The organism is Lentzea sp. NPDC051213, assembly GCF_044455585.1.
Lineage (GTDB): Bacteria > Actinomycetota > Actinomycetes > Mycobacteriales > Pseudonocardiaceae > Lentzea.
Map to the genome: position 1 here is coordinate 1,029,193 of NZ_JBITEX010000001.1, position 26,305 is coordinate 1,055,497.

Consider the following 26,305-nt stretch of genomic DNA (forward strand, 5'->3'; position numbering starts at 1 on the left):
CAACAGATCAACGTTGTGCGGCGATCTCCTTCAGACGTGTCTTCCACTCGAGGTAGGCGTGGATGTCGGTCCGCGTCTCCAGGTGGCGCGCGGCCAGGTCCGTCCACTCGGCCACAACGGCGGGTTCCGCGCCGCACAACTCCAGTGCGGCGTCACGGGTGTGGCCGGGCACGATGCCTGCCCGCTGGCGTGCGGCGACACCGAACGCCACGCCCTGCCTGAGCCAGGAGGCGTGCGGTCCACTGGCGTCCAGCAGCGCAGTGCGTCCGGCGGTGTCGGTCGCGCCCGCGTAGGCACACGCGAGCCCGACACCGCACCACAGCTGGGAATGAGCGACTGCGGGCTGCGCGGTGATGAACCGATGCAGTCCCTGGACGTCAGCGCTCTCCACGAACCACAACGCCCTGCCGTGCCCCGCGATCCGGGCCTGCCAGGCGGGACCTGGCCGCGCGCCGCACCGGCGGCTGATCACGCGATGCCCGCCGAAATACGCCTCGGCGAACCCGGCACCGTCCTCGGACAACCAGCACAGCAACCCGGCGCCCGTGGCGCGCGGCGCGAACCTGGACCGGATCATGCCCCGCCACCAGCCGGTGCCGACCCGGATCAGGTGCGGGTAGCCCTCCCCGCGCCCGCTGAGCAGCCGGTTCACCGCACGGCCACGGCCCACCGTCACCACGTCGCGGATGCGCGCGTACATGGCGGCGCCCTCGTAGGCGAAGCCGCGTTCGGCGTCCTCGAAAGCGGCGAGGCGGTCGTGCACTTCCCGCCAGTGCGCGAGAGCCTCGTTGAACCCGGTGAGAAAACTGCGGGCGTGCCGCTCGAGCACGGCGCGCGCCTCCGGCCGATCGGTGCGGAAACCACGCCGCCCGAAGTCGGCCATCGCCATCGGTAATGCCACTGTTCTGCGGGATTCGCCTAAATCGGCGTCCTGGTCGTGCACAGCTACCCCCAGAGATCACACCGGCGCTCAGAAGCCTTGGAGCGCAAGGTGATGTGCCCGCGTCGAACGCGGGTGCACGTGGTGCGGAGTGGTGAGATCAGGCCGGATCGGCACATCGGCCGCGCCTGTCATCATCCATACGGTCCTCCCCCGAGATCCGTTTGGAAGTTGTTCCAAGGGCTAAGTTACTACCAGCTCCAATAGTGACCAGTCAACCGGTCCGCGCCCGATCAGCAGGCCTCTCCCTGGATCATGCGCAGCGCTCACGTCCTGCCAAGACGATCTTCGTCGCGCCGTCGGGTTCCGGTTTGCGACATTAGTGTGACGAGCCGCCGGTGCGGTTGGGTTCGCCGCGCGGAAGTGGTTAGGTGGGGTTCTCCGGCTAGCTACTAATTCCGATAGCGATACGGCTCGCCGTCGATGGTTCCGGCCTCGGCGACGTGTACTTCGGCGACGCCCGTGCGGTGCTCTGACAAGCCGGACCGCGCATCCGGTGCTCCTGTGGGCGTCGTCGAAGTCATCAGCAGAACGCCGGGTTGCGGCGTTCCCACGACGGCAGAGACAGGGAGTGTCCCGTGTCCGAACCCTCGAGCCAGTCGTTCCCCCCGGCCGGGATCGACGGCTTCCTCAGCCACTTCGTCTTCACCGTGCGAGTCAACAAGGGCGACCTCGCCGGCCAGGTCTTCTCCTACACGTGGCCCGCCGCGGTGCAGACCGTCGTGCGGTCGGAACCGTTCATCTACGAGGGGCCAGAGGCCAATCACCGGGTCGAGTTCGCCCTGCCGAAGGGCGCCGACCTGCCGACGACACTGTCCGAAGAGGACTTCATCGCGATCCCGCCCGGCTTCTTCGAGGCGGGCAAGGAGACGATCTGGCTGCAGATCCTCAACCTGGACGCCAGGGGAGAGACCGAGTACGGCCCCATGCGCTGCATCCTCGGCGCCACCTTCAAACGGGAGTACCCGGACATCTTCCAGGCCTCCTTCGGCGCCGCCCAGTCGCTCGGCGACAGCGGCCTGCCCGCCCGGCTCTTCTTCAACCCCAACGGAATCTTCGAGACCCCGTTCGGCAACCTGCACACCCGCCCGAAGGCGTTGCTCGGCACGCGGGTCGACAAGGTGCCACCGGTGGGGTCGAACCCGGAGCTGCTCGGCCCGATCGCCCTGGACTCGGTGGACGACCTGCGTGCGGCGGCGAAGGACGGCACGGCGCTGCCGGAGACGCCGGCCGCGAGCCTGCTCGCACTGGCGCACCCGATCGACGCGCAGCTGCAAGCCGACGAGGGTGAGCTTTTCGATCTCGTGGAAAGGGCCATCTCCCGCACGGCGTGATCACGTCATGATCCCGGTGGAACCGGTGCTTCCGGTCGACGACGTCCAGGGCGACGTGCTCGCCGGCTTTCGCAAGCCCCATCAGACGTTCCTCTTCCTGAAGACGGTGGATGCCGCCGCGGCGAAGAGATCACTCGGCGACCTGGTACCGCTGATCTCCTCGCTGCGCGACGTCGCGGCGTTCAACGCGGCCTTTCGCTCCGCCCGTTCACGGCGGGGCGAAGCGGCCGGCCTGGTGGCCACCTGGGTCGGCATCGCGTTCACGGCGACCGGCCTCACCCGGCTCACGAACCTCAACGACGTCGGGCGTTTCGCCGATCGTTCCTTCAAGCTCGGCCTCGCGCGCCGGTCGGCGTTCCTCGGGGACCCGGTGGTGGCGACCGACGACGGTCATCCGAGCGGGTGGTTGTTCGGCGGCACCACCACCCTGGTGGACGCCGTGGTCCTGGTGGCGAGCGAGTCTCCGGACGCGCTCGCCACGCGAGAAGCCGAGTGCGCCGCGCTGCTCGCGCCGGGCTACGAGATCGTCTGGCGGGAACGGTGCGATGCGATCGCCGATCGGCCTGGCCACGAACACTTCGGATTCCGCGACGGCATCTCGCATCCCGGTGTGCGCGGGCGGCTCGACGAGACCACGTTCCTCACGCCGAGAGAGATCGAGATCGACGAGTCCGACCCCGTCACCCTCCTGTTCGCGCGCCGCGGCCAGCCGTTGGTCTGGCCGGGCCAGTTCGTGCTGGGCCTGCCCCGGCAACGGGCGTCGGCGACCGATCCGGCGCCGCTACCCCCGCTGCCGGTCTTCCCGCACTGGGCGCGGCACGGTTCCCTCGTGGTGATTCGCCGGCTTCGCCAGGACGTCGACACACTGCGGCGTTTCCTGGAGGAGTCAGCGGGGGAGTTGGCAGTCCGGCCGGGCTTTGCGGGCATCACCCCGGACCGCCTCGCGGCGCTGCTCGTCGGCAGGTGGCCGAGCGGTGCCCCACTCGTGCGGTCACCGCGGGCCGACGACGAGCTCTTAGGCGCCGCGAGAGGACCGGCCAACGCGTTCGGCTACCTCAACGCGAGACCACCACTGCCGGTCGTGCCAGGGGTTTCGCCGGATGACTTTCCTCCCGCGCTGCCGGACCCAGGCGGTGCGTTGTGCCCGCACGGCGGGCACATCCGCAAGATGAACCCACGCGACCAGCCGGGTGCCTCAGACAGCCTCACGCACCTGATCCTGCGCCGTGGCATACCGTTCGACCACGGTCCTGGCGATCGGGGTCTCATGTTCGTCTGCTATCAGGCATCCCTGCGCCAGGGTTTTGAGTTCCTGTCGACGATCTGGGCCAACACCCGGTCCCAGCCACTCGCCGAACCAGGTGGAATGGACCTGCTCATCGGGCGGCGGGGCTCGTCGTTGAGCGGTCGCACCCGATCCCTCGTCCTCGTCGGGAGCAACGGCGAGCGGGCGACGCTGACAACGACACTGGACTGGGTCGTGCCCACGGGTGGAGGCTACTTCTTCGCTCCTTCCCTTACCGCGCTTCGAGATGTGCTTTCCCGATGAAGGGGTGACCGGTCGTGGATCTGGAAGTCCATCACGTCGAGCTGCACGTGCAGTCCGTCGCGCGGGCCCGCGAGTTCTACGTGGACAAGCTCGGTCTGGCGGTGCTGGACGACATGCCCCAGCTCGGCCTGCTCGCCCTGCGGGCAGGCCCGGTCCGCATCTCGATCTTCGGCGGGTACGAACCGAGGAGCGGCGCGGACGACCGCAAATGCGGCGCCCACCTGATCTTCCGGACCGCCGACCTCGACCGGACCATCCAGGAGCTGACGGCTCGCGGGATCGCCTTCACCGGCGAGATCGTCGAGGCCGGTGGGTTCATCAGGGACATCGCCACCACCGATCCCGACGGCAACACGGTCGAGTTCGCCGAGTACCTCCGGGATCCGTTGACCGGGCTTCAGTAGGACGGGCCCCAGTTGACGGGGCTGGTGGCGAACATGCCGGGCGGTGCGAGCGGCAGCGTGATGGAGGAAGCCGCTCCCGGTGCCCGGCTGATGCGGTACTGGCCGAGCTCGAGGTTGGCGCGCTGCTGGGGCGTCGGCGCCAGCTGGAGGTGGAAATCGGGAGCCTGGCTGGAAAGCACGACCTGCAGCCGGTGACCCGCCGGGATCAGCGTGAAGTTCGCCAGCACGGAGATGTCCATCCGGACGGCCTCGCCGGGAGTGAGCAATCGTTGGCTGGACTGGGTGAACGGGTGCGCGGCCTTGATGAGGGAGTGGCCCGTGCCGTACCAGCTCTGCCGGGTGTCGAGTTCGCGCATGCCGGCCAGGAGCACGCCACCGCCCTGCTTGGTGACCGAGCCGTCCGGTGCGACGAGGTTGACCGTCGCGGTCACCTGGGCGTCCGGCGTGGTCGAGGTGAGGTGGACGCTCACGTTGATCGGCCCGTCGAGCACCTTGGCCGTGGGCAGGGGAGCGGTGGTGTAGGTCAGCGGGGACGGGGTCGACCAGCTCAGGGCGTCCGTGCCGGGCGTGGCCGGTTTCGTGGTCGTCAACGCGCTGTTGTCGTTGAGGTAGAAGGTTTCCGTGCGCGGCGACGGCGGCCACGCGGCGGTGTCGACCCAGCGGCTCGCTCCGTTCTGGAACACGTGCAGCGGTTTCGCGGTCTTCGCCATGCCGGTGGGCCTGCGCTTGAGCCAGGTGTCGAACCACTCCTTGCGGATGTTCGCGAGGACGTCACCGGTGACGTGCTGGCCGTGCGTCCACGGCCCGACGATGGCCTGGTAGCGGCCGGTGACCGGTTGCCCAGTCCTGATCGGCGCGTGCAGCGGCCTGCCGTAGTACGCGTTCTGCGCGGCCACGTAGGCGCCGAGGTTGCCGCCGGGGAACAGGTCGTTCCAGCCGGACTGCGACAGCGCGGGCACGCCGTTCGCGACGATCTTCGGCAGGAGCTCCTGGACGTTGAGCGCGTGCCAGTACTCGTTGTTGTACGAACGCGGCCCGCCGTTGCGGAGATCGTTGACCGTCACGGACAGCGGATCGGTCAGCGGGTCGTCCTGCGGCCCGCGCGGGATCGCTCGCCCGATCCCCGGCACGAAGGTGGTGGGAATGCCGCCTGCCGCGGCGAGGTCGTTGTAGAAGTCCGAGTCCGTGCAGAACGGGGCGATGGCCTTCAGCGGAGAGTGCTTGCCGACGGCGGCGGCGGTGAACCACTGGTTCACGCCGAGGTAGGAACAGCCGTCCAGGCCGACGTTGCCGTCCGAACCGGTGAGGCTGCGCGCGGCCCAGTTCACCAGCGCTGCACCGTCTTTGCCCTGCCGGGCGCCGAACCAGTCCAGCTGACCGCCGGAGGCTCCGCTGCCGCGTACCGCTGAAACGACGTAGATGTAGCCGCGCTTGACGAGATAGTCGGCGCCGCCGAACGGATCCCTCGGCCCTGCGCCGTAAGGGTTCTGGCTGATCAGCACGGGGAACTCGCCCGGTGCTCGCTCGCCGGTGACGGGATCGGTCGGATACGCGACCTGGGCGGCCAGCACCACGCCGTCGTCCATCGTGACGGACACCGCCACGGGCTGGCTGCGGCCGTAGCTGGCAGGTTCCGGCTGCGGCACCCACGAGGAGTGCGCCGCGGCAGGAGCGGCGACTGACGCCAGCACCAGCAGCAGTGCGCCGAGCAGGTGAGCGAGCCCTCGGAACGGCGCCTTGCGTTCTCTCATCCGAAATCCCTCACCGTGGGGTGTCCGTGTCGGAGGGAAGGAGAGCGCAGAGACGTCCGGAAGGACAATCTGCACATGGAGACGTGAACCGACGAATGAATATAGGGAGGAAATCGACTTCAGGTGACGGGGTTCGCGCGTGTCCAGTCGTCGACGTGGAAGGGCGACACGCTCGGCACGACGGTCGACGCGTGCGCGACCACCTCCGCCGGCAACGGCCCGTCGGTCATGTCGAGCCGGCCGCGGTAGTCCGCCGCGAAGGCCGCGGCGACCTCGTCCGAGGTCAGCGCGGGCGCGTAGTCGGCCAGGCCCGCGATGGAGCTCGGCCGGAGGTCGTAGCCGAGCGCCTCCGACACGTCCTCGATCACCGCGCGCACCCGGTCGGAGACGGTCACCTGCACGACCGTGCTGAACAGGGAGCCGGTGGCGGTCACGCGTTGCGCCGAGCCGATGACCTTCACCTTGCCGCCGACGTTGACGCTGAACTCGCCGGGGCAGTACTCGCCGTCCACCTCGCCGACGCGGGCGTCGACGTCACCGAGCCCGCGCAGCACCCGAGCGTGACACTCGGCGTTCTCGGCGAAGGTCGCGCTGCCCGCATGACGCAGGTCGGAGGTGCTGTTGAGGTGGTCGATCACGACCGCGCCGCTGTCGTAGGCGACCATCCGCCCGCCCGGCGACCGCACCACCGCCTCGAATCCGGCCGACAGGGCGACCTCGGTGGCCGCGGCGATGCCGGGCGAGCGGAGGTCCCGGCCGCTGAAGGCGACCACGGGACCGCGGGGCACGTAGATGTGGACGAGCTGGGACCACCGCGCGTCGGGCGTGCGCAGCAACAGTGCCGGGATCACCAGGTCGGTGACCGCGGACACGGCGCTCCCGGACACGAGCAGCCGGGGGTGGTTCTTCGCGGCAGTGGTCACGCGGTGATTGTCGGCTATTGCCGAGCCGTTCTGAAATCGGCGGCCAGCAAGCCGAACAGGAGGTCGTCCGTCCACTCGCCCTTGATCCACGTGTGCTCGACCCGGTGGCCCTCCTGGCGGAAACCCAGCCGTGCCAACAACTTCGCGGACCGTTCGTTGCGGCCGTCGCACTCGGCGGACACGCGGTGCAGGCCGCGGTCGGTGAACAGGTGCTCCAGCATCCGTTGCACGGCCTCGGTGGCGTAGCCGTGGCCCTGGTGCGCCGGGGCGAGCGCGTAGCCGATGTCGGCCTGCATGAGGTTCTCGTGCGTGTTGACGCCGACGTCGCCGATCACGGTGCCGTCCCGGTCGATCGCGTACTGGAACCAGCCCGGCTCGGCGGGATCGGTCATCTCCGCGATCATCCGCGCGGCGGTCTCGACCGGGAACGGCGTGCCCCAGTCCTGGTAGCGCGCCACGTCCGGGTCCGACCGGTAGTCCGCGAGCGACTGTGCGTCCTCGGCGCGGAACGGCCGGATCGTGAGGCGGGCGCTGGTGAGGATCACGCCCGACAGGCTAGTGGTTTCTGTTTGCCACGCAGGGGTATTCGGCGGTTCCAGGCGCGCAACGACGCCATGAGCAGGATGGTGAGACGTGGAAGAGGCGCCATCCGAACAGACGTGGAGTCCGACGGTCGGCGTGGAGGAGGAGTTCCTCCTCGTGGATCCGGTGACCGGCATCCCGGCGAACCGGGCGGACGAGGTCGTCACCGTCGCGCGCGAGCAGCTCGGTCTCGAGCTGCAGCACGAACTGACCGGTGCCCAGGTGGAGATCAACACGTCGGTGTGCCGCGACGCGGAGCAGGTTCGTCGTGAGCTGCTCGACACGCGCCGCGTGGTCGCGCGGGCCGCGCGGATGGCCGGTTGCCGGGCCATCGCCGTCGGGGCGCCACCGTTGGGGCATGCCACGGGGGAGATCACGGACAGCCTGCGGTACCGCCGGATCGCCCGCGAGTTCGGTGCGCTGGCCGAGCAACAGCTGATCTGCGGATGCCACGTCCACGTCGCCGTGCCCGACCGCGAGACCGCCGTTCAGGTGTGCAACCACCTGCGGCCGTGGCTGCCGGTGCTGGCCGCGGTGACCGCCAACTCGCCGTTCTCGGATGGTGCGGACACCGGCTTCGCGAGCTGGCGTTCGACGGTGTGGTCGCGCTGGCCGGTGTCGGGTCCGCCGCCGGTCTTCACCTCGTGGCAGCACTACGAGGAGGTCTGCGACACCATGATCGAGGCGGGCACCGCGCTGGACAGGGCGATGGTCTACTGGGACGTCCGGCCCGCCACCGACCTGCCGACCGTCGAGGTGCGGATCGCGGACGTCGCGGCGAGCGTGGACGACGCGGTGCTGCTCGCGGCGCTCGTGCGCGCCCTCGTCGCACAGGCGGTTGTCGACGTCGAAAACGGTGTGCAGGCTGAGCCGGTGCCGCAGCAGACGTTGCGGCAGGCGTGCTGGGGCGCGGCCAACGAAGGGCTGCGGGGCAGTACGCTGGACGTGGTGTCCGGCGGGCTGCGGCCGGTGCGGCTGCAACTGGACGACCTGGTCCGGCGGCTCGCCCCCGTGTTCGAGGCAAACGGTGATCTGGCCGCGGTGCGACGGGGCCTGCGTCTGCTGGACGGTCACGGTGGCGGTGCGGACCGTCAACGCCGCGTGTTCCGCCAGGGCCAGCCGGAACCGCTGCTGAGCCTGCTCGACGTCGATCGCGCGGACCGGGCCGACCCTCGCGAGACCACCGCGAGCTGACCGCAGCCGGCACCCAGGACGCCTGACGAGCTCCGGGTATGAGGGGACTATGAGGCCGCTATGAGCGGCCTGTGACCAGGCACGTTCATCTTCGCTCCATGCCTGCAAGGTCATCGGAGTGAGAGGTCCCCGGCCATGATGCGTTGGATCGTCGGGTCGAGTCAGAGGTACCGCCGTCTCGTCCTGGCGGTCGCGGTCGCCCTCATCGCGCTCGGCTTCGTGCAGCTGCGCAAGAGCAACGTCGAGGCGCTGCCGGAGTTCGGGCCGGTGCGCGTGGACGTTCAGGTGGAGGCGCTGGGGCTCTCCGCCGAGGAGGTCGAGAACCTCATCACGAACCCGATGGAGAACGAGTTCTTCAACGGCATCCCGTGGCTGCAGAAGCTCGAGTCGCGCACCATCCCCGGCCTCAGCTCGATGGAGATGACGTTCGAGCCCGGCACGGACCCGATCAAGGCGCGCCAGGTCGTGCAGGAGCGCCTCACGATGGTGCCCGCACTGCCCGCCGCGAGCTCCAAGCCGCCGCTGGTGATCCAGCCGCTGAGCAGCACCGGCCGGCTGATGATGATCGGGCTCTCGTCGAGCGACAAGTCGCTGATCGACATGTCGCTGCTGAGCAGGTGGACGATCGTGCCGCGGCTGCTGGGCGTGCAGGGGGTCGCCAACGTGGCGATCTGGGGGTTCCGCGACCGGCAGCTGCAGGTGCAGGTCGACCCGTCGAAGCTCGCGCAGCAGTCGGTCACGCTGGACCAGGTCCTCCGGACGTCGGCGAACGCGCTGTGGGTGTCGCCGCTGACGTTCGTCGAGGCGTCCACACCGGGACTCGGCGGCTTCGTGGACACCGCGAACCAGCGCATCGAGATCCAGCACAACCAGCCGATCAAGAGCGCCGCCCAGCTCGGCCAGGTGACCGTGCAGGGCGCCGAGGACCGCGGTCTCAAGCTGGCCGACGTCGCGACCATCGCCGAGGACCACCAGATCATGATCGGTGACGCGGTCGTCAACGACTCGCCGAGCCTGATGCTGGTCGTGGAACGCTTCCCCGGCTCGAGCCTCTCCGAGGTCACGGCCAACGTCGAGGCCGCGCTGAACGATCTGCGCCCGGCGCTGCCCGGTGTGCGGATGGACACCACGGTGTACCGGCCCGCGTCGTTCATCGACACGATGAAGGAGAACCTCGTCACCACGTTGCTGGTCGGCGCACTGCTGCTCCTGCTGGTGGTGTTCGCGTTCCTGTTCCAGTGGCGCGCAGCGCTCACCGTGCTGCTGACGATCGCGTCGTCGGTCGCGGTGACGGTCCTCGTGCTCGGCTGGTTCGGCGCACCGCTGAACATGATGACCATCGCGGGGCTGGTGATGGCGCTCGCGGTGGTGGTCGACGACGCGGTGGTCGCGGTCGACAACGTGCGGCAACGCCTGAGGGATGCGGAACACACCACAGGGGAGGCGATCGGCGAGGCCGTGCTGGAGATGCGCGGGCCGCTGTTCGTGGCGACGTGTGTCACCGTCGTCTCCGCGATTCCCCTGTTGCTGCTGGACGGGGTGCGGGGCGCGTTCCTCGCGCCGGTGGCCGTCGGGTTCCTGGTCGCGGTCGGCGTGTCGATGCTGGTGGCGTTGACGGTCGCGCCGGTGCTGGCGACGGTGCTGCTCACGAAGGGCGGGCACCGGGCCTCCCCGTTCGCGCTGTTGCTGGAGAAGGGCTACGCCGGAGTACTGGCGTTCTTCCTCAAGGTGCGCCCGGCGTCGTGGGTGCTCGCCGCCGTGCTGCTGATCGTCGGTCTGGCCGTGACACCGCTGCTGGGCGGCCGTCCGCTCTCGCCGACGCTGCAGGAACGCGACGTGCTGGTCACGTGGGAAGCCTCGCCCGGCACCTCGCGCCCGGAGATGAACCGGATCACCGGGACGCTCACCAAGGAGCTGCGGGGCCTCGCGGGCGTCCGCAACGTCGGTGCCCACACCGGCCGTGCGCTCGCCGGCGACCAGATCGTCAACATCAACGTGGGCGAGGTGTGGCTGAGCATCGACGCTTCCGCCGCCTACGAGAGCACGCTGAACTCGGTGCGGCAGGTCGTCGACGGCTATCCGGGCATCCGCAGTGACGTGATCACCTACTCGGACCGGCAGCTCCGCGACGCGATCAGCCGCGGCACGACGTCCGACCTGGTCGTGCGGATCTACGGCCACGAGTACGACGTGCTGAGCGACAAGGCCGGCGAGGTGCTGGACATCGTCAAGGGCGTCGACGGCGTCACCGACCCGAGGATCAACTCCACCCAGGTCCAGCCGACGCTGGAGATCGAGGTCTCCGTGGAGAAGGCCGCGAAGTACGGCCTGAAGCCCGGTGACGTGCGCAGGCAGTCCGCGACCCTGGTCGCGGCGACCGTGGCCGGCAACCTCTTCGAGGAGCAGAAGGTCTTCGAGGTCGTGGTCTGGGGCAGGCCGGAGCTGCGGCAGAACCCCGCCACGATCAGGGACATCCTGATCGACGCGCCCACCGGTGGTGCCGAAGGCGGACCGACGCAGGTGAAGCTGAGCGACGTCGCCGACGTCCGGATCTCACCGAAGCCCGCGATGATCACGCACGACCGCGTGTCGCGCAGCATCGACGTCGTCGCGAACGTGCGCGGCCGCGCGCTGGACGACGTCATGCAGGACGTGTCAAGCCGCGTCAAGGGCGTCTCGTTCCCGCGGGAACACCACCTCGAGGTGCTCGGTGAGAGCCAGGCACGCGCGTCCACCGATCTGCGGATGTGGTTCTACATCGGCGGTGCCGCGATCCTGGTCTTCTTCCTGCTCCAGGCAGGGCTGCGCAGCTGGCGGCGGGCAACGGTCGTGACCCTGTTGCTGCCGGCCGCACTGTCGGGCGGTCTGCTGGTGGCCGCGCTGCAACGCGCCGATGTCTCGGTGGCGGCACTGCTCGGTCTGCTCGCGGTGCTGGCGGTGGCCGTGCGCGGCGCGCTGGTGCAGCTCAACCATTACGACCTGGTGGACGACGACGCCGCGCGAGGTGCGCGCGAGCGGTTCACGCCCACCGTGACCGCGATGCTCGCGACCGGGCTCGCGCTCGTCCCGATGGTCGTCTGGGGCTCGGTCTCCGGACTGGAAGTCGTCGCCCCGCTCGCCCTGATCGTCCTGGGCGGTCTGGTCACCACCGCATTGGTGAACCTGTTCGTCCTCCCCGCGCTCTACCCGCGCCTCGCGCCGAAGGAGAAGGCAGATGCGTAGCCGACTGATCGCAACGGTCCTGTTCGTGCTGGTTGCGGCGGGGTGTTCGGCCGCGGTGTCCGCGAAGGACGGTGCCACGGAACGCCCTGCCCTGGTCGAGGCGATCGCGGGCAAGAGCGTCAAGAGCGTCACGCTGACCGAGCTGGCGGTGAAGCGGGTCGGGGTGGAGACGACCACCATCGCCGCGGCGCCGGGCGGGACGGTCGTGCCGTACCAGGCCGTGCTCTACACGCCGGACGGCAACACCTGGGTCTACACGGCCACCGGGCCGCGCCAGTACGCGCGGGAGCAGGTCACGGTCGCGACGGTGGGGGGCAACGCGGGCACCGACGCGTTCCTGTCCGCCGGACCCGCGGCGGGCACCACGATCGTGAAGATAGGTGTCATCGAACTGTACGGAGCCGAACTCGGCGTCGGGAAGTAGCCGGCCATGATGCGCTGGATCATCGGTACGAGCCTGAAGCTCAAGTTCCTCGTGGTCGTCGGGGCGTCGATGCTGATGTTCTTCGGCATCCTCCAGGTCAAGGACATGGCCATCGACGCCTTCCCGGAGTTCGCGCCGCCGCGCGTGGAAATCCAGACGATCTGCATCGGACTGTCCGCGAAGGACGTGGAAGAACTCGTCTCGGTGCCGATGGAACAGGGGCTCAACGGCATCGAGGGGCTGACCGCGATGCGGTCGAAGTCCGTGTCCCAGCTGTCGTCGATCGTGATGATCTTCGAACCGGGCGTGGACCTGATGAAGTCCCGGCTGCTGATCCAGGAGCGGCTCAACTCGATCAGTCAGCGGCTGCCGAGGTGGGCGAACTCGCCGTTCATGCTCCAGCCGCTGTCGTCGACCAGCCGCGCGATGAAGATCGGTATCTCGCAGGCGGACAAGTCCGACCAGGCGCACATCGACATGGCGCTGCTGACGTACTGGACGCTGCGGCCGCGGCTGATGCGGGTGCCTGGCGTCGCGAACGCGGCGATCTGGGGCGACCGCTGGCACGTGAAGCAGGCGCTGGTCGACCCGGACAAGATGAAGCAGCACAACGTCACCATGCAGCAGGTCCTCGAGTCCGCCGGTGACGCGGTGGACGTCGGGCAGCTGAAGTTCAAGGGCGGCTTCGAGATCGGCACCGGCGGCTTCGTCGACACCGCGAACCACCGGTTCCCTGTCCAGCACCAGCTACCCGCGCTGTCCGGGCAGCAGCTGGCCGACATCCCCATCAGCACCGAGCCCGGCGCGCCGCAGGTCTACCTGCGCGACGTCGCCGAGATCCGCGACGACGTCATGCCGCCGTCGTTGCTCACCGGTGACGCGGTCATCAACGACGGCCCCGGCATCATGATCATCGTCGAGAAGCTGCCGTGGGCGAACACGTTGGAGGTCACCCGAGGCGTCGAGGAGGCCATCAGGGACTTCCAGCCCGGCATGCAGGGGCTGCAGGTCGACACGGAGATCTTCCGGCCGGCGACGTTCATCGAGAACTCGGTGAACAACCTGGGCCGCGCCATGCTGATCGGTTTCGGCCTGGTGGTGCTGATCCTGATCTTCTTCCTGTTCGAGTGGCGCGTCGCGTTGATCAGCGCCATCACGATCCCGTTGTCCCTCGTCGCCGCGGGGCTCGTGCTGAACGCCACGGGCGCGACGATCAACGTGATGATCCTGGCAGGCCTGGTCATCGCGCTCGGCGTACTGGTCGATGACGCGATCATCGACATCGAGAACATCGTGCGCCGAATACGCCAGCATCGGCGGGAAGGCAGCGACAGGTCGACCGCGTCGATCATCCTGGAGGCCTCGGTCGAGGTCCGCGGCCCGATCGTGCACGCGACGCTGATCATCCTGGCGTCGACGGCACCGGTGTTCTTCCTGACCGGACTGACGGGCTCGTTCTTCCGCCCGCTGGCGTTCTCCTACGGGTTGTCGATCCTGGCGTCACTGCTGGTGGCGTTGACCGTGATCCCGGCGCTGGCGCTGATCATGCTGCGCAACGCGCCGATCGAACGCCGCGAGTCGCCGCTGGTGCTCTGGCTGCAACGGGGCTACACGGCGATGCTGGCGCGGATCGTGCCGCGGCCGGGCGTGGCGTACTCGGCGGTGGCCGTGGTGATGGTCGCGGGTATCGCGATCGTGCCGTTCCTCGGGCAGAACCTGTTCCCCGCCTTCAAAGAACGCGACTTCCTGATGCACTGGGTCGCCCAGCCGGGCACGTCGCGCACGGAGATGGTGCGCATCACGCAGCAAGCCAGCAAGGAACTGCGTGCGATTCCGGGTGTGCGCAATTTCGGCGCGCACATCGGCCAGGGCACGCTCGCCGACGAGGTCGTCGGCATGAACTTCACCGAGAACTGGATCAGCATCGACCCGAACGTCGACTACGACAAGACACTCGCCGCCGTGCAACAGGTCGTGGACGGCTATCCGGGCCTGCAACGAGACGTGCAGACCTACCTCAAGGAACGCACGAAGGAGGTGCTGACCGGGTCCAGTGACGCGATCACGGTCCGCATCTACGGCGACGACCTCGACGGCATCCGCGCGAAGGCCAACGAGATCAAGGAACTGATCGCCGGAGTCGACGGCATCATCGAGGAACACGTGACGCTGCAGACGAACATCCCCCAGGTCGCCGTCGAGGTGGACCTGCAGAAGGCGTCGACGTACGGCATCTCGCCAGGGGAGGTCCGCCGGACCGCGGCCTCGTTCATCTCGTCTGAGGAAGCCGGCGACATCTGGCGCAACGGCAAGAACACCGAGGTGCACGTCTGGTCGCACCCCAAGGCCCGGTACAGCGTGGAGTCGGTGCGCCAGTTGCTGATGGACGCCCCGGACGGCCGCAAGGTGCCGATCGGTGACCTCGCGTCGGTGAAGATCGTGTCCACGCCGAACCAGATCCTGCGCGAGGACGGCTCCCGCCGCATCGACGTCGGCGCGAACGTGGGCGCGGGCTTCGCGTTGGGCGCCGTGGCCGGCGAGGTGGAGCGACGGCTGGCCCAGGTGGAGATGCCCGCCGGGTTCCACGCCGAACTGCTGGGCGAGTACAAGGAGGCCACCTCGGCACAGGACCGGTTGCTGCTCCTCGCGGGCGCGGCGTTGATCCTGATCCTGCTGATCCTGGTGACCGCGTTCAACAGCTGGCGGCTCGCGGTGCTGGTGCTGCTGACCCTGCCGATGGCGTTGGCCGGCGGCGTGTTCGGAGCGTGGCTGACCGGAGGAATCCTTTCGCTGGGATCGCTCGTCGGGTTCTTCACGGTGCTGGGCATCGCGGCGCGCAACGGCATCCTGATGATCAACCACTTCCAGCACCTGGAACGGGAGGAGGGCGAGGAGTTCGGCCGGGATCTCGTCCTCCGGGGAGCCAAGGAGCGGCTCGCACCGATCCTGATGACGTCCCTGGCCGCCGGGCTCGCGTTGGTGCCGTTGGTGGTCGCCGGAAGCATCCCGGGGCACGAGATCGAGCACCCGATGGCGATCGTCATCATCGGTGGCCTGTTCACGTCGACGTTGCTGAACCTCTTCGTGACACCGTCGCTGTACCTGCGGTTCGCCGGATCACGGCAACCGAAGCCCGACCCGGCACCTGACCCCGTCCCCGCCTAGGCGGAAACGGTGTGGGGCACCTCCGCGGAGGTGCCCCACATTCGTGTTCAGGCGGTGTTGCGAAGGCGGCGGCGGACTGCGTAGACCGCGAAGCCCAGCAGAATCGGCACGATCAGCGCGATCGGAAGGGCACCGCCCGCGCTGAGGGTGCGCCGGCCGGCGACCTCGACGTGGATGGGCGGGCTGACGGCCAGCGACTCCGAACCGGTGGGGAGCACGACGGCGTACACGTTGAACGTCCCGGCGTTCACCGCCTGGATGTCCCACGAGACCTCGGCGCTTTCTCCTGGCCCGAGCGGAGGCAGCGGCTGCGTGGGCGCCGCCGTCCAGTCCTCCAGGTCGACGTAGACGTCGTTCAACGACGCCACGTTCAGGTGCGCGATCAGCTTCCCGGTCGGCGACGACCCGGTGTTCCTGACCGTGGACCTGATGTTCAGGTACTGACCGACAGTGCTGTCGATGCGGGACTCCGCCACCGCCACCTCGACGGTCGCTGACGCCGTGGCGGGGAACAGTGCCAGCACCAGGGCGGCGAGTAGCAGCTTCATCCCGAACCAACCCCTCCTGTGAGCCGGACGATGCGCGGCCCCGCCACGGCCAGCGCCACGACGGTGGCCACCACGGCCACCACCGGTGAGATCAGGTACGACAGGTCCTGCGTCCACGGGTGACCCTTGAGCATGACGAGCCCGATGTAGTTCATCCCGGCTGTCACCGGGTTGATCCGCACGAGCAGGTCGCCCACCGACGACGTCGGCATCGCGGGCAGTTGCGTGGGCGCGAACAACGCGAGCAACAAGAACAGGCACACGGCCAGGCTCACCTTGTTGGTGGTGGACCGGGCGCTGATCAGCAGGCCGATCGCCGCCATCGACAGCGCCAGCACGGTCCCGATGACGAGGCCGAGCAGCACCGCCTCTCCCACCACGGCGACGCCCTTGCCGAGCACCCACAGGTAGGGCAACGCGACCACGAAAGCCGCGCCCCACAACGACATCGCGGCCACCAGCTTGCCCGCCACGATCGAGCCGCGGGACACCGGCGTCAGCAGCAGGCTTTCCAGCGTGCCGCGTTCGCGTTCGCCGCTGATGCCGTCCGCCGCGACCACCATCGTGAGCAGCACCCCCACCGCGACGGCGATCTGGAGCACCAGGTTCACCGACTCCCGCTGTTCCAGGAAGTTCAGGACCTGGTTGGTGGCGGCGAGGTAGGTCACCGCGCTGAGCAGCACGGCGTAGGCGAACGTGAGGACCGGGCCGCGGCCGCTCATCCACAGGTCGCGGATTTCCTGGCCGGCGATGATCCGGGCGTTCACGATGCACCTCCCCGCGTCATCGCGAGGAACGCGTCGCTCAGCCGGGCGCCGTCGACCTCGAACGACAGCACGGTGATCCCGGCGTCGAGCACGGCCGACAGCGCCTCGTTCATGCTGTCCGCCGACGCGACCGTCACGACGTCCTTCGACACCTCGACCGAGATGCCGGGAACGCGGCGCAGCACCTCCGACGCCCGCGACACCTCGTCCGGCGGGACGCGCAGGTGGCCGGACTGGCGGCTCGCGGCCTCGGTGCTCGTCACCTCGGCGACGCTGCCCGACACCAGAACCCTGCCCTTGTCGAGGATCAGCACCGACGAGCACACCTGCTCGACCTCGGGCAGCGTGTGCGTCGACAGCACCACGGTCGTGCCGCGTGCTTCGGCGATCGCGCGCACCACAGCGAGAATCTCGCGTTGTCCCGCGGGATCCAGGCCCAGTGTCGGTTCGTCGAGGAACACGACAGACGGGTTGTTGACCAACGCGCGGGCGATGCCGAGGCGCTGCCGCATACCCCGGCTGTAGGTGGCGATCCGTGACTGGGCACGGTCCGCCAGGCCGACCTGGCCGATCAACCGCACCGCGGTCTGCCGGGCCTCGTCCCTGGACAGCCCGAAAAGCCGCCCGTGGTACATCAGGTATTCCAATCCCGTCTGGTACCCGGGGTAGCCGGCACTCTCCGGCAGCACGCCGATCCTGGCGCGGATCTCGGCGGGCCGGGAGGACGAGACACCCGCGACGGAGAACGAGCCTCCCGTCGGTTCGAGCACCGTGGAAAGCATCCGGATCGTCGTGGTCTTGCCTGCACCGTTGGGGCCCAGCAGACCGATTACCTCTCCCTCGTGCGCGGTGAAGCTCACCGAGTCGACAGCCGTGCGGGAACCGAACCACTTCGACAACTCGCGGGCCTCGAGCGTGACACCCGGCATGGCATCCCCTCCTCATTCGGGGCAAGTGCCCATAAGTCGAGTTGATGGAGATAAGAGAACGATGAGAACACGACTCGAATTAGGGCCGAAGTGCCTTCTACCTGCAGCGATGATTCGAACACTGGCAGTGACTCACACGAATGACCGGAAACGGAATGCGCGGTTCGACCGATTCAGGGGCATGGGGCAACCGCCGGGAGGGGGGCGCCGTGGAGTTCCAGCTGCTGGGCGCCGTGGAGGCATGGGAACAAAAGCTGCAACTTGATCTCGGACCGCGACAACAGCGTTTCGCTTTCGCAATACTCGCGTTACACGCGAACCAGCTCGTACCTGTGGACAGGCTGGTCGACCTGACCTGGCCGGCGCGGCCGCCACGCACCGCGCAGCACGCGATTCACGTCAGCGTCTCGCGGCTGCGCCGGGCGATCGGCGAAGCGAGGTCCGGTCACCACGACGCGGACATCGTCACGCGCGGCTCGGCCTACATGCTGAAGGTCAACCCGCTGTCGATCGACGTGCACCGGTTCCGCGCGGTCGTCACGGGGGCCAGGCAGGAAACCGACGACGCCGTGAAGGTGTCGCTGCTGCGGCACGCGCTGGCGATGTGGCACGGCCCGCCGCTGGCCGACGTGACCACTCCGGACGCCGCCGCCGTGTTGTGCCAGGGACTCGAAGAGGCGCGGCTGGCCGCGCTGGAGGAGTGCCTGGACACCGAGCTCCGCCTCGGCAGGCACGCGGCGGTGGTCAGCGAACTGACCGACCTCCTCGCCCAACACCCGAACCGGCAACGCCTGCAGGCGCTGCTGATGCTCGCGTTGTACCGGTGCGGCCGGGTTACCGACGCGCTCGACGCCTACCGCGCCGCACGCGCCCGGCTCGCCGACGAGCAGGCGCTCGAACCCGAGTCGCGGCTGAGCGACCTGCAACGCGCGATTCTGTGCGCCGACCCTGCCCTCGACGCGCCGGTCGCTCGATCGCCAGCGCGAACCCAGCTGCCACACGAGATCTGGGCTTTCACCCACACCGACCGGATGGCGGGCGACGTCGTCGTGGAGGTGCACGACCTGTCGAAGTGCTACGGGACCCGGTCGGCGGTGGACGGCATCAGCTTCATCGCGCGCCAGGGCGAGGTGCTCGGCCTGCTCGGCCCCAACGGCGCGGGCAAGACGACGACCCTGCGCATGCTGTCCACTGTGGTCACACCGACCGGTGGCCGGTTCTCGGTCGCGGGCGTGCCGGGCACGCGGCCCGGCGAGATCCGCAAGCTGATCGGCGTGCTGCCCGAGGATGCCGGATATCCCGGCCACCGAACGGGTGTGGAGTTCCTGACCTACCACGGGCGCCTCTACGGTCTGTCGCGCGACGAGGCACGTGAGCGGGCGGTCCGGCTGCTCGGCCAGGTCGGGCTGGGCGACTGCGTCGGCGTGCGCATCGCCACCTACAGCCGGGGCATGCGGCAACGCCTCGGCCTCGCACGGGCGCTGGTGAACGAGCCGGCCGTCGTGCTGCTCGACGAGCCCACGATCGGGCTGGATCCGGCCGGTCAGCTGGACGTCCTCACCCTCGTTCGCACGGTGGCCGAGGCACGGGGCATCACGGTGCTGTTGTCCACGCACGCGTTGCCCGAGGTTGAGCGGATCTGCACCGGAGTGCTGATACTGGAGCGAGGCAGGCTCGTGTCCAGTCAGGTGACGACATGACCCGAACGGGTCGGGTGCTGGTGATCGAGGACGAGGCGTCGTTCGCCGACGCGCTCGCCGATGGGCTGCGCCAGGACGGGTTCGAGGTGGAGACCGCGAACGACGGCCTGCTCGGCCTGGACGCCGGGCTCACCCGCCCGTTCGACGCGATCGTGCTCGATCTGATGCTCCCGAGCCTGCCCGGTCTCGACCTGTGCGCGCAGCTGCGCCGCGCGGGGATCAGGGTGCCGGTGCTCGTGCTGACCGCCCGCAACGGCGAGCTCGACCAGCTGCGCGCACTGCGCATCGGCGCGGACGACTTCCTCACCAAACCGTTCTCGTACCGGGTCTTGCTCGCCCGGCTGCACGCGTTGCTCAGGCGGACCGGTCTGCAACTGGCGGACGTGCTGATCGCCGGGGACCTCGCGCTGGATCGAGTGACCCGGCGCTGCCGCCGCGGCGAGACGGCGATCGAGCTGACGCCGCGCGAGTTCGCGTTGCTGGAGCTGCTCATGTCGCGGCCGGGGCAGGTGGTGACGAAGCGGTTCGCGCTGGACGAGGTGTGGGACTCGGCCATCCCGACCCAGTCGAACGTGCTGGAGGTCTACGTCGCGTACCTGCGCCGGAAGATCGACCTGCCGTTCGGCAGGCACTCCGTCGAGACGGTCCGGGGGACCGGCTACCGGTTGGCGGCCGATGGCGGGTAGGCGGCGGGCCGGTGTCCGCGTCCGGCTGACCGCGCTGGCGGTGCTGGTCGTGGGACTCGGGCTGGTCGCGGGTGGCACGGCGGCGCTGATCCTGGTCCGCGACCAGCTGACCGGCAACGCCGAGGAGGACGTGCGCCGTCAGGCCGAGTCGTTCGCCTCGATGATCACCGGCGGCCTCCCGGCGACGCTGCCCCCGCTCGTTCAGGTCGTCGAGAAGGACGGCACCGTGCTCGCCGCCGGGAGCGAGGTGACGCACACCCGGTTGCTCGCGCTGTGGCCGGAAAGCGGTGCGGTGACAGGGACTACGCGGTTGCCGGACGGCGAGCACCACACCGTCGCGGGCGTGGCGGCGACGGTGAACGGGCAGCCCGTGGCGGTGTACGCGGCCGCGCCGCTGGAACGCGTCGATGAAGGCGTCGAGGCCGCCGCGACGGCGTTGGCGATCATCGTGCCGATCCTGCTGGTCGCGGTCTGCGGCACCGCGTGGCTGGTGGTTGGCCGCGCGTTGCGCCCGGTGGAGGCGATTCGGGAGCGGGTCACCGAGATCACCGCGAGCCAGCTCGACCGCCGGGTGCCGGAGCCACCGGCCGACGACGAGGTGGGCAGGCTGGCCAGGACGATGAACGAGATGCTGAGCCGTCTCGAAGAGGTGCACGAACGTCAGCGCCGCTTCGCCGCCGACGCCGCGCACGAGCTGCGCAGCCCGCTGGCGAGTCTGCGCACCCGGCTGGAGATCGGTCTCGCGCACCCGGACCGCACGGACTGGGTGCGCGTCGCGGGCGACCTGCACCGCGAGGCGGTCCGGCTGGGCGACCTGACCGACGAGCTGATCGTGCTGGCGCTGGCGGACGGGGTCTCGGAGCCGGTGGAGTGGGTGGACCTGGACGAGGTGGTGCTGGCCGAGATCGACGCGGTCCACAGCCGCGGTGTCGTGGACGTCGAACTGTCCCCGTTCTCCGCGGCCAGGCTGCGCGGCCGGACGGGCGAGCTGAGCCGCGTGGTGCGCAACCTGCTGGACAACGCCGAACACCACGCCCGGCACCGGATCACGGTCGGCCTGTGGGTGCGGGAACGGTTCGCGGAACTGGTCGTCGCCGACGACGGTCCCGGCATCCCGGACTCGGACCGGACGAAGGTGTTCGAACGGTTCTTCCGCTCGCAACGCGCCCGTGAACGCGACACCGGCGGCGTCGGCCTGGGTCTGGCGATCGTGCGCGAGGTGACCGAGCGGCACGGCGGCTCGGTGTGGCTGGCCGACTCCACCGAGGGCGCGTCCTTCCACGTGCGCCTTCCCCTGGCGGTCAACGCGGGAGGTCCGCCTGCGGCGTCCGGTTGATGATCTTCACGATCCTCTAATCAACCCGCTGCACAGTCGTGAGCGTGAGATTCCGCGCGTCGCCCGACACCAGGTTCGGCGTCCGATCGGCGCTGGCGATGACGGCGCTGGCGATCGCGGCCGTCCCGTTCTGCCTGCTCCTGTTCCTGGTGCTGGCCAGGTGGACGCCGCTGCTGTCGGTGGACGACGGTGTGCGGGACGACCTGCACCTCTACACCGTCGCGCACCCTGCCTTCGCCGCGGCCATGCAGACGCTGAGCCTGGTCGGTTCCGCACGGGTCTACGCCCCGGTGATCGCCCTCGTGGCAGCGTGGCTGCTGTACCGCCGCCGCCCGAGGACGGCGGCGTTCGTCGTGGTGACCGTGACGGGCGGCGCCGTGCTCAACGCGGTGGTCAAGGCGGCGGTCCGGCGAGCGCGCCCGGTGGTGGCCGACCCGGTGACCACCGCGACCGGTCTGAGCTTTCCCAGCGGCCATGCTCAGTCCGCCGTGGTCACCTACGCGACGCTGTTGCTGATCTTCTGGTCTGCCATGCGGTCGTTGTGGCGCCGCGTCGCGGTGGCCGTCGCGGTGGCGATGGTGCTGGGCATCGGCTTGTCCCGAGTGGCGTTGTCGGTGCACTACGTCTCCGATGTGCTCGCGGGCTACTTCCTCGGCGCGGCCTGGGTCGTCGCGATGTGCGCGGTGTTCCACGCCTGGAGGCAGGAGCGCACCAGGCCGTGACGGCCTGGTGCGCTGCGACCTTCTAGGAACCGGCGTAGACCTCGAACTCGTAGATCCGCGCGGCGGTGTTGCCGTTGTTCGCCGGCGTGGTGACGTTCAGCCGGACGTACCGCGCCTGCCGTTGCGTGATCGGGTGGTACGAACGGCTCGATCGCACCGAGGACACGGTCACGGCCGTGGTCCAGTTCGTTCCGTCGATCGAGGTCTGGACCGTGTAGGCACCCGTGTTGAATCCGGTGCTCTCACCTCCGAGCCCGGCGTGCTTCAGGACGAACGATCCGACGTTCTGCGCCGAACCGAGATCCACCTGGAGGAACTTCGTGCCGGCGGCCAGCGAGCACCACTTGCCGGACAGGCTGCCGTCGAACGCCTTGGCCGCCGCCTCGTTCGCGTTGCAGGGCGTTGACGCCGTGGCGGGCTTGCCCTGCGCGAGGTTCGTGCCGAGGCTCGGTGCGGCCGGCGGGGGAGTGAAGCCGTCGTTGAACGACGGCGGCACGTCGGCGGCGTTCGTTCCCCAGGCGCTGGGCGAAGCGCCCATGCTGAAGTTCAGCGTCGCGTTGCCGGAGATGTCCCCGTAGCGCAGCCAGGATCGCGTCGAGGAGACCCCGTTGCGGTTGAAGCTCTGCACGTACTGGGCACCTGCGCCCGAGGTGTTGATCTGCACGACACCGCTGGGCCTGGTGATCGTGACGGACGGGAACAGCGGCCCGTGCAACGCGACCACGTCCGCACCCGGCGTGGGCGGGTACAGGCCCATCGCGGACCAGACGTACCACGCGGAGGTCGCGCCGAGGTCGTCGTTGCCGGGCAGCCCGCCGGCGGCCGTGGTGAACGACTCGGTCATCACCCGCCGCACCGCCGCGCTCGTGCCCTGCGGGTAGGCGGCGTAGTGGTAGGCCCACGGCACGCCGTGCTCCGGCTCGTTGCCGATGTAGAAGTACGGCTGGCTCAGCCCGCCGTTGAGCTGGGTGAAGTGGTGGTCGAGGCGCTGGACCGCCGTCTTGGGGCCGCCCATCAGGTTGATCAGGCTGCCGAAGTTGTACGGCACCATCCACGTGTACTGCGACGCGTTGCCCTCGGTGTAGCCGCTCGGGCTCGCCGGGCTGATCGGCCACAGCCAGGAGCCGTCGGCGTTGCGCTTCTGCACGTAGCCGGACTCCGGGTTGTACACGTTGGCCCACCACTGGGCGCGGGTCATGTAGGTGTTGTACTTCGCCGTGTCACCCACCGCCCTGGCGAACTGGGCGACGGCGAAGTCGGACGCCGAGTACTCCAGCGAGTCCGACGGATCCTCGGTGACGTAGTGCCTGCTGAGGTAGCCGGGCTGCCGGCTGCGGATCGCCTGGCCCTGCGCGGTACCGCCGTTGGAGCTCTTGTCCATCAACGCCAGCGCGGCGGCGGTGTCGAAGCCGCGCACGCCGAACGCGTACAGGCTGGACACGACGATCGGCCCCGGGTCGCCGGTCATCACGAAGTGCTCGTTGCTGTTGTGCGACCACTTCGGCAACAGCCCGCCGTGCTGGCCGTCGAGAACCATGGATTTGGCTATGTCACTGGATTCCGCCGGTGCGAGGAAGCCGATCAGCGAGGCCCACGAGCGGTAGATGTCCCAGCCGGAGTAGTCCTGGTAGACGGTGTGGGACGCGGTGCGCACCGCCTGGTCGAAGCCCCGGTACTGGCCGTTGACGTCGCTGGCGATGTTGGGGTTCTGGAACACGTGGTACAGCGCTGTGTAGAACTTCTGCAGGTCCGCGGCGGACCCGCCCGTCGCCTGCACCCTGTTCAGCACGTCGTTCCACGCGGTGTCGGCGGCCGTCCTGATACCGGGGAAGTCGAACCCGGCGTTCTCGGCGGCGAGGTTCGCCTGCGCGCCCGCGATGCTGACGTACGAGATGCCGACCTTCAGTTGCACCACGGGGTTCGCGGACGTGTCGAACGTGACGTAGCCGCCGGAGTTCACGCCGCTGGTGTTCGCGGACCCGGCGTTCACCGTGCCGCCGAGCCACGTGCCGAAGCCGGTCGGCGCCCGGTCGAACTGGATGGCGTAGAAGAGCTGGTAGGTCTTGGACGAGCCGCAGAAGCCACCGCCGGTGAACGTTCCGGTGAGCTGGCTGCCGTTGATCGCGATCGACCCGTTGCGGTTGCCCGTGGCACTGCGGCTGCTGTTGATCAGCACCCGTGCCGTGGTGGTGCTCGGGTAGGTCAGCCGCATGAAGCCGGTGCGCTTGGTGGCGCTCAGTTCCACGCCGGTGTTGTAGGTGTCGAGCCGGTTCTTGTAGTAGCCGGGCGCGGCCGACTCGTTGGCTTTCGTGTAGCCGCCCGCGTAGCCGGTCCAGTTCGTGCCGGGGGAGGTGCCGAGGTTGCCGGTGATCGGCAGGATCCCGAGGTCCTCGTTGTTGGGACAGCCCGCGCCGTTGAAGTGGGTGAGGCTGAACTCCTGGATGCTCGTGTCGCTGTAGCGGTAGCCGGACGGTGAGGCGGTCGGCGTGTCCGGGCTGAACTGCACCATGCCGAACGGCACGGAAGCGCCGGGATAGGTGCTGCCGCCCGCGCCGCCGGGAACCGGGTTGGGCGAGTTGCTGTTGTCGGTGCCGATGAACGGGTTCACGTGCTGGGTCAGGGCGAGCGGCGCGGCCGTGGCGGGTGTGGCGGTGACGAGGCCGGCGGCCAGCAGACCGGCGACCATCAGGGGGAACGAGCGTCTGGCATGTCGGTGCAGGGAGCCGAACATGAACCTTCCTCTCTCAACAGGGCGGGAAGACAACGTTGTCATCACCCAGGCGGGCACGGGATCGTGCCCACGCGGAACTCGGTGGCGGCGAGTGCCTGGTCCTCGATTCAGCAGGGGGAGAAGAGCTTCCTGGTGCCATCTGTGGCGTGCTGGTCGGTGAAACGGCAGCCGTACCGCGGATCGTCCGTCCGGCGCACGTCGTCACCGGCCGGCCGCTTGCCCCGGTCCACCCACGCGGTCAGGTCGCGCCACGCGTCCCCAACCTCGGCGGGGGAGAACTCGCAGTGGTCGATCGTGCGGATGGCGCGCTGCACCAGCAGGTGGGTGCGGCCGAAGCGCGCGGCGTCGTCGCGGTAGTCCTGCTCCATCGAGAACGGCACGAAGAGGTCGCCGATCCCGTGCAGCGACACGACGGGAGCGCTCGGCAGACCCTGTACGGCGGGGATCTGGGTGAGCGCCCAGGTGTGGCGTGCGACGGGGTTCGCGGCACGGACCCGTTGCACGGTCTTGTTGAGGTCGACCGGCGCGTTCGGCCGGTAGCGGGTGGTCAAGTTGGTGGCGAGCTGCAACGGGTTGGAGGCGAGGGTGTCGCCGGGAGGGGTGGCGACGAGGTTGAACAGGAAGTTCTGCCAGTAGGCGAAGGCCGCGTCGGTGCCGGGCCTGGCGCCGCCGGACAGGGTGGTGACGACGGCGGGGAACTGGCCGTTGCCTGCCAGCGCCTGCTGGATGCGCGGCACCACGACCGTGGCGTAATCCGGTGGCAGCGGATAGGCGCGGATACCGGTCAGGGCCTGCGCGACGAGGTGGTAGTTCAGGAAGTAGTCGAACAGCTCGTGATCGCCCAGCACGCCGCACATCGGCAGCGCGCCCGCGTAGAACCCCGGATACTGCTCCAGCGAACGGGCGATGACGTGCCCGCCCATGGACACGCCCGCGAGGAAGACCTTCTTCGGCCGCTGGACCTTCTGGCCGAACAGCGTCGCGAGCTCACGAGTGGTCGTGACGCCTGCCCGGACGTCGTAGCTGTTGCTGTAGTAGGACGACGCGGCCCAGGCGTAGCCCTCGTCGAGCCACCGCTGCCGGAGCCCGTACGGCGGCGCGTCGACGGTGAGGACCTTGCCCTCGCCGCGATACCCGTGTGCCCACAGCGCGAGCCGGCCGTTCCAGCGTGGCGGCACCTCGATGATGTAGCCCGCGTGGCTGTGCACGCCCTGCAGGACCTTCGTGGGCACGCCGCCGACCAGCACCGGGGCGAGCGGCGGGTTGACGATCGTGTAGCCGGGCAACGGCTTGTCGCCACCGCCGGCGACCGCGGGCTGCGCGACCGCGAACACCAGGGCGAACGACAGCGCGACGCTGAGCAGTCGTCTCATGTCCCGGGACGCTACTAGTGACCAG

Annotated in this window: 20 protein-coding genes; 11 read left to right on the plus strand and 9 right to left on the minus strand. The window is 69.2% G+C overall.

What is annotated here, in order from left to right:
- Nucleotides 1–7: 7 nt before the first annotated feature.
- A complete protein-coding gene (locus tag ACIA8G_RS04530) occupies nucleotides 8–943 on the minus strand; it encodes a DUF1702 family protein (RefSeq protein WP_396416848.1) in 936 nt (311 codons plus the stop codon).
- A 575-nt stretch (nucleotides 944–1,518) separates the two neighbouring features.
- Here ACIA8G_RS04530 and ACIA8G_RS04535 point away from each other — a divergent pair.
- Genes ACIA8G_RS04535 through ACIA8G_RS04545 form a run of 3 tightly spaced genes read left to right on the plus strand, consistent with a single transcriptional unit; the run spans nucleotide 1,519 to nucleotide 4,227 of the window.
- Complete coding sequence (locus ACIA8G_RS04535; protein WP_396416849.1) at nucleotides 1,519–2,274, plus strand: hypothetical protein; 756 nt, start codon at nucleotides 1,519–1,521, stop codon at nucleotides 2,272–2,274.
- A gap of 7 nt (nucleotides 2,275–2,281) precedes the next feature.
- Complete coding sequence (locus tag ACIA8G_RS04540) at nucleotides 2,282–3,823, plus strand: Dyp-type peroxidase (RefSeq protein WP_396416850.1); 1,542 nt, start codon at nucleotides 2,282–2,284, stop codon at nucleotides 3,821–3,823.
- A gap of 14 nt (nucleotides 3,824–3,837) precedes the next feature.
- Nucleotides 3,838–4,227 carry a VOC family protein gene (locus tag ACIA8G_RS04545; protein ID WP_396416851.1) on the plus strand — a complete coding sequence of 130 codons (390 nt, stop codon included), beginning with the start codon at nucleotides 3,838–3,840 and terminating at the stop codon, nucleotides 4,225–4,227.
- Here ACIA8G_RS04545 and ACIA8G_RS04550 read toward each other — a convergent pair.
- From ACIA8G_RS04550 to ACIA8G_RS04560, 3 genes are all read right to left on the minus strand, one after another.
- Nucleotides 4,221–5,978 (minus strand): CocE/NonD family hydrolase, encoded by a 1,758-nt coding sequence (locus ACIA8G_RS04550; RefSeq protein ID WP_396416852.1) that lies wholly within the window; start codon nucleotides 5,976–5,978, stop codon nucleotides 4,221–4,223. The two genes, ACIA8G_RS04545 and ACIA8G_RS04550, sit on opposite strands and share 7 nt — an antisense overlap.
- A gap of 119 nt (nucleotides 5,979–6,097) precedes the next feature.
- Nucleotides 6,098–6,901 carry a lipoyl protein ligase domain-containing protein gene (locus tag ACIA8G_RS04555; protein WP_396416853.1) on the minus strand — a complete coding sequence of 268 codons (804 nt, stop codon included), beginning with the start codon at nucleotides 6,899–6,901 and terminating at the stop codon, nucleotides 6,098–6,100.
- A 14-nt stretch (nucleotides 6,902–6,915) separates the two neighbouring features.
- Nucleotides 6,916–7,446 carry a GNAT family N-acetyltransferase gene (locus ACIA8G_RS04560; RefSeq protein ID WP_396416854.1) on the minus strand — a complete coding sequence of 177 codons (531 nt, stop codon included), beginning with the start codon at nucleotides 7,444–7,446 and terminating at the stop codon, nucleotides 6,916–6,918.
- Between the two features lie 88 nt (nucleotides 7,447–7,534).
- Between ACIA8G_RS04560 and ACIA8G_RS04565 the strand changes: the two genes are divergently transcribed.
- The 4 genes from ACIA8G_RS04565 to ACIA8G_RS04580 all read left to right on the plus strand — a co-directional run bounded on the left by ACIA8G_RS04565 (nucleotide 7,535) and on the right by ACIA8G_RS04580 (nucleotide 15,488).
- Complete coding sequence (locus ACIA8G_RS04565; RefSeq protein ID WP_396416855.1) at nucleotides 7,535–8,677, plus strand: glutamate--cysteine ligase; 1,143 nt, start codon at nucleotides 7,535–7,537, stop codon at nucleotides 8,675–8,677.
- 135 nt (nucleotides 8,678–8,812) lie between these two features.
- Nucleotides 8,813–11,899 carry an efflux RND transporter permease subunit gene (locus tag ACIA8G_RS04570; RefSeq protein WP_396416856.1) on the plus strand — a complete coding sequence of 1,029 codons (3,087 nt, stop codon included), beginning with the start codon at nucleotides 8,813–8,815 and terminating at the stop codon, nucleotides 11,897–11,899.
- Entirely contained in the window at nucleotides 11,892–12,323 is a 432-nt protein-coding gene (locus tag ACIA8G_RS04575; protein WP_396416857.1) for a hypothetical protein, read from the plus strand. Before ACIA8G_RS04570 ends, ACIA8G_RS04575 begins: the two co-directional genes overlap by 8 nt.
- A 6-nt stretch (nucleotides 12,324–12,329) precedes the next feature.
- The gene (locus ACIA8G_RS04580; RefSeq protein WP_396416858.1) at nucleotides 12,330–15,488 is read left to right on the plus strand and encodes an efflux RND transporter permease subunit; all 3,159 of its coding nucleotides are present in this window, start codon (nucleotides 12,330–12,332) and stop codon (nucleotides 15,486–15,488) included.
- 47 nt (nucleotides 15,489–15,535) lie between these two features.
- Here ACIA8G_RS04580 and ACIA8G_RS04585 read toward each other — a convergent pair whose 3' ends face one another.
- Genes ACIA8G_RS04585 through ACIA8G_RS04595 form a run of 3 tightly spaced genes read right to left on the minus strand, consistent with a single transcriptional unit; the run spans nucleotide 15,536 to nucleotide 17,732 of the window.
- Nucleotides 15,536–16,036 (minus strand): hypothetical protein, encoded by a 501-nt coding sequence (locus ACIA8G_RS04585; protein WP_396416859.1) that lies wholly within the window; start codon nucleotides 16,034–16,036, stop codon nucleotides 15,536–15,538.
- Nucleotides 16,033–16,803: an ABC transporter permease gene (locus ACIA8G_RS04590; RefSeq protein ID WP_396416860.1), complete on the minus strand. Its 771-nt coding sequence runs from the start codon at nucleotides 16,801–16,803 to the stop codon at nucleotides 16,033–16,035. Before ACIA8G_RS04590 ends, ACIA8G_RS04585 begins: the two co-directional genes overlap by 4 nt.
- On the minus strand, nucleotides 16,800–17,732 hold the full coding sequence (locus tag ACIA8G_RS04595; protein WP_396416861.1) for an ABC transporter ATP-binding protein: 933 nt from the start codon (nucleotides 17,730–17,732) through the stop codon (nucleotides 16,800–16,802). Before ACIA8G_RS04595 ends, ACIA8G_RS04590 begins: the two co-directional genes overlap by 4 nt.
- Nucleotides 17,733–18,064: 332 nt before the next feature.
- On the opposite strand from ACIA8G_RS04595, the gene ACIA8G_RS04600 reads away from it, so the two are divergent.
- The 4 genes from ACIA8G_RS04600 to ACIA8G_RS04615 are packed head-to-tail and all read left to right on the plus strand — an operon-like array spanning nucleotide 18,065 to nucleotide 22,176.
- The gene (locus tag ACIA8G_RS04600; RefSeq protein ID WP_396416862.1) at nucleotides 18,065–19,432 is read left to right on the plus strand and encodes a BTAD domain-containing putative transcriptional regulator; all 1,368 of its coding nucleotides are present in this window, start codon (nucleotides 18,065–18,067) and stop codon (nucleotides 19,430–19,432) included.
- The gene (locus tag ACIA8G_RS04605) at nucleotides 19,429–20,118 is read left to right on the plus strand and encodes a response regulator transcription factor (protein WP_396416863.1); all 690 of its coding nucleotides are present in this window, start codon (nucleotides 19,429–19,431) and stop codon (nucleotides 20,116–20,118) included. Before ACIA8G_RS04600 ends, ACIA8G_RS04605 begins: the two co-directional genes overlap by 4 nt.
- The gene (locus tag ACIA8G_RS04610) at nucleotides 20,108–21,454 is read left to right on the plus strand and encodes a sensor histidine kinase (RefSeq protein ID WP_396416864.1); all 1,347 of its coding nucleotides are present in this window, start codon (nucleotides 20,108–20,110) and stop codon (nucleotides 21,452–21,454) included. Before ACIA8G_RS04605 ends, ACIA8G_RS04610 begins: the two co-directional genes overlap by 11 nt.
- A 44-nt stretch (nucleotides 21,455–21,498) precedes the next feature.
- Nucleotides 21,499–22,176 carry a phosphatase PAP2 family protein gene (locus ACIA8G_RS04615; protein WP_396416865.1) on the plus strand — a complete coding sequence of 226 codons (678 nt, stop codon included), beginning with the start codon at nucleotides 21,499–21,501 and terminating at the stop codon, nucleotides 22,174–22,176.
- 22 nt (nucleotides 22,177–22,198) lie between these two features.
- On the opposite strand, the gene ACIA8G_RS04620 is transcribed toward ACIA8G_RS04615, so the two are convergent.
- Together ACIA8G_RS04620 and ACIA8G_RS04625 are read right to left on the minus strand one after the other, a co-directional pair.
- Nucleotides 22,199–24,907, minus strand: coding sequence for a GH92 family glycosyl hydrolase (locus ACIA8G_RS04620; protein ID WP_396416866.1), 2,709 nt, complete (start codon nucleotides 24,905–24,907; stop codon nucleotides 22,199–22,201).
- 107 nt (nucleotides 24,908–25,014) lie between these two features.
- A complete protein-coding gene (locus ACIA8G_RS04625) occupies nucleotides 25,015–26,280 on the minus strand; it encodes a hypothetical protein (RefSeq protein WP_396416867.1) in 1,266 nt (421 codons plus the stop codon).
- Between the last annotated feature and the right edge of the window lie 25 nt (nucleotides 26,281–26,305).

What these genes read in the sequence shown, in the direction of transcription:
- ACIA8G_RS04580 (WP_396416858.1), top strand. Translation starts at nt 12,330, where the DNA reads ATGATGCGCTGGATCATCGGTACGAGCCTGAAGCTCAAGTTCCTCGTG.
- ACIA8G_RS04610 (WP_396416864.1), top strand. Translation starts at nt 20,108, where the DNA reads ATGGCGGGTAGGCGGCGGGCCGGTGTCCGCGTCCGGCTGACCGCGCTG.
- ACIA8G_RS04570 (WP_396416856.1), top strand. Translation starts at nt 8,813, where the DNA reads ATGATGCGTTGGATCGTCGGGTCGAGTCAGAGGTACCGCCGTCTCGTC.
- ACIA8G_RS04625 (WP_396416867.1), bottom strand. Translation starts at nt 26,280, where the DNA reads ATGAGACGACTGCTCAGCGTCGCGCTGTCGTTCGCCCTGGTGTTCGCG.
- ACIA8G_RS04540 (WP_396416850.1), top strand. Translation starts at nt 2,282, where the DNA reads ATGATCCCGGTGGAACCGGTGCTTCCGGTCGACGACGTCCAGGGCGAC.
- ACIA8G_RS04550 (WP_396416852.1), bottom strand. Translation starts at nt 5,978, where the DNA reads ATGAGAGAACGCAAGGCGCCGTTCCGAGGGCTCGCTCACCTGCTCGGC.
- ACIA8G_RS04605 (WP_396416863.1), top strand. Translation starts at nt 19,429, where the DNA reads ATGACCCGAACGGGTCGGGTGCTGGTGATCGAGGACGAGGCGTCGTTC.
- ACIA8G_RS04620 (WP_396416866.1), bottom strand. Translation starts at nt 24,907, where the DNA reads ATGTTCGGCTCCCTGCACCGACATGCCAGACGCTCGTTCCCCCTGATG.
- ACIA8G_RS04595 (WP_396416861.1), bottom strand. Translation starts at nt 17,732, where the DNA reads ATGCCGGGTGTCACGCTCGAGGCCCGCGAGTTGTCGAAGTGGTTCGGT.
- ACIA8G_RS04585 (WP_396416859.1), bottom strand. Translation starts at nt 16,036, where the DNA reads ATGAAGCTGCTACTCGCCGCCCTGGTGCTGGCACTGTTCCCCGCCACG.
- ACIA8G_RS04575 (WP_396416857.1), top strand. Translation starts at nt 11,892, where the DNA reads ATGCGTAGCCGACTGATCGCAACGGTCCTGTTCGTGCTGGTTGCGGCG.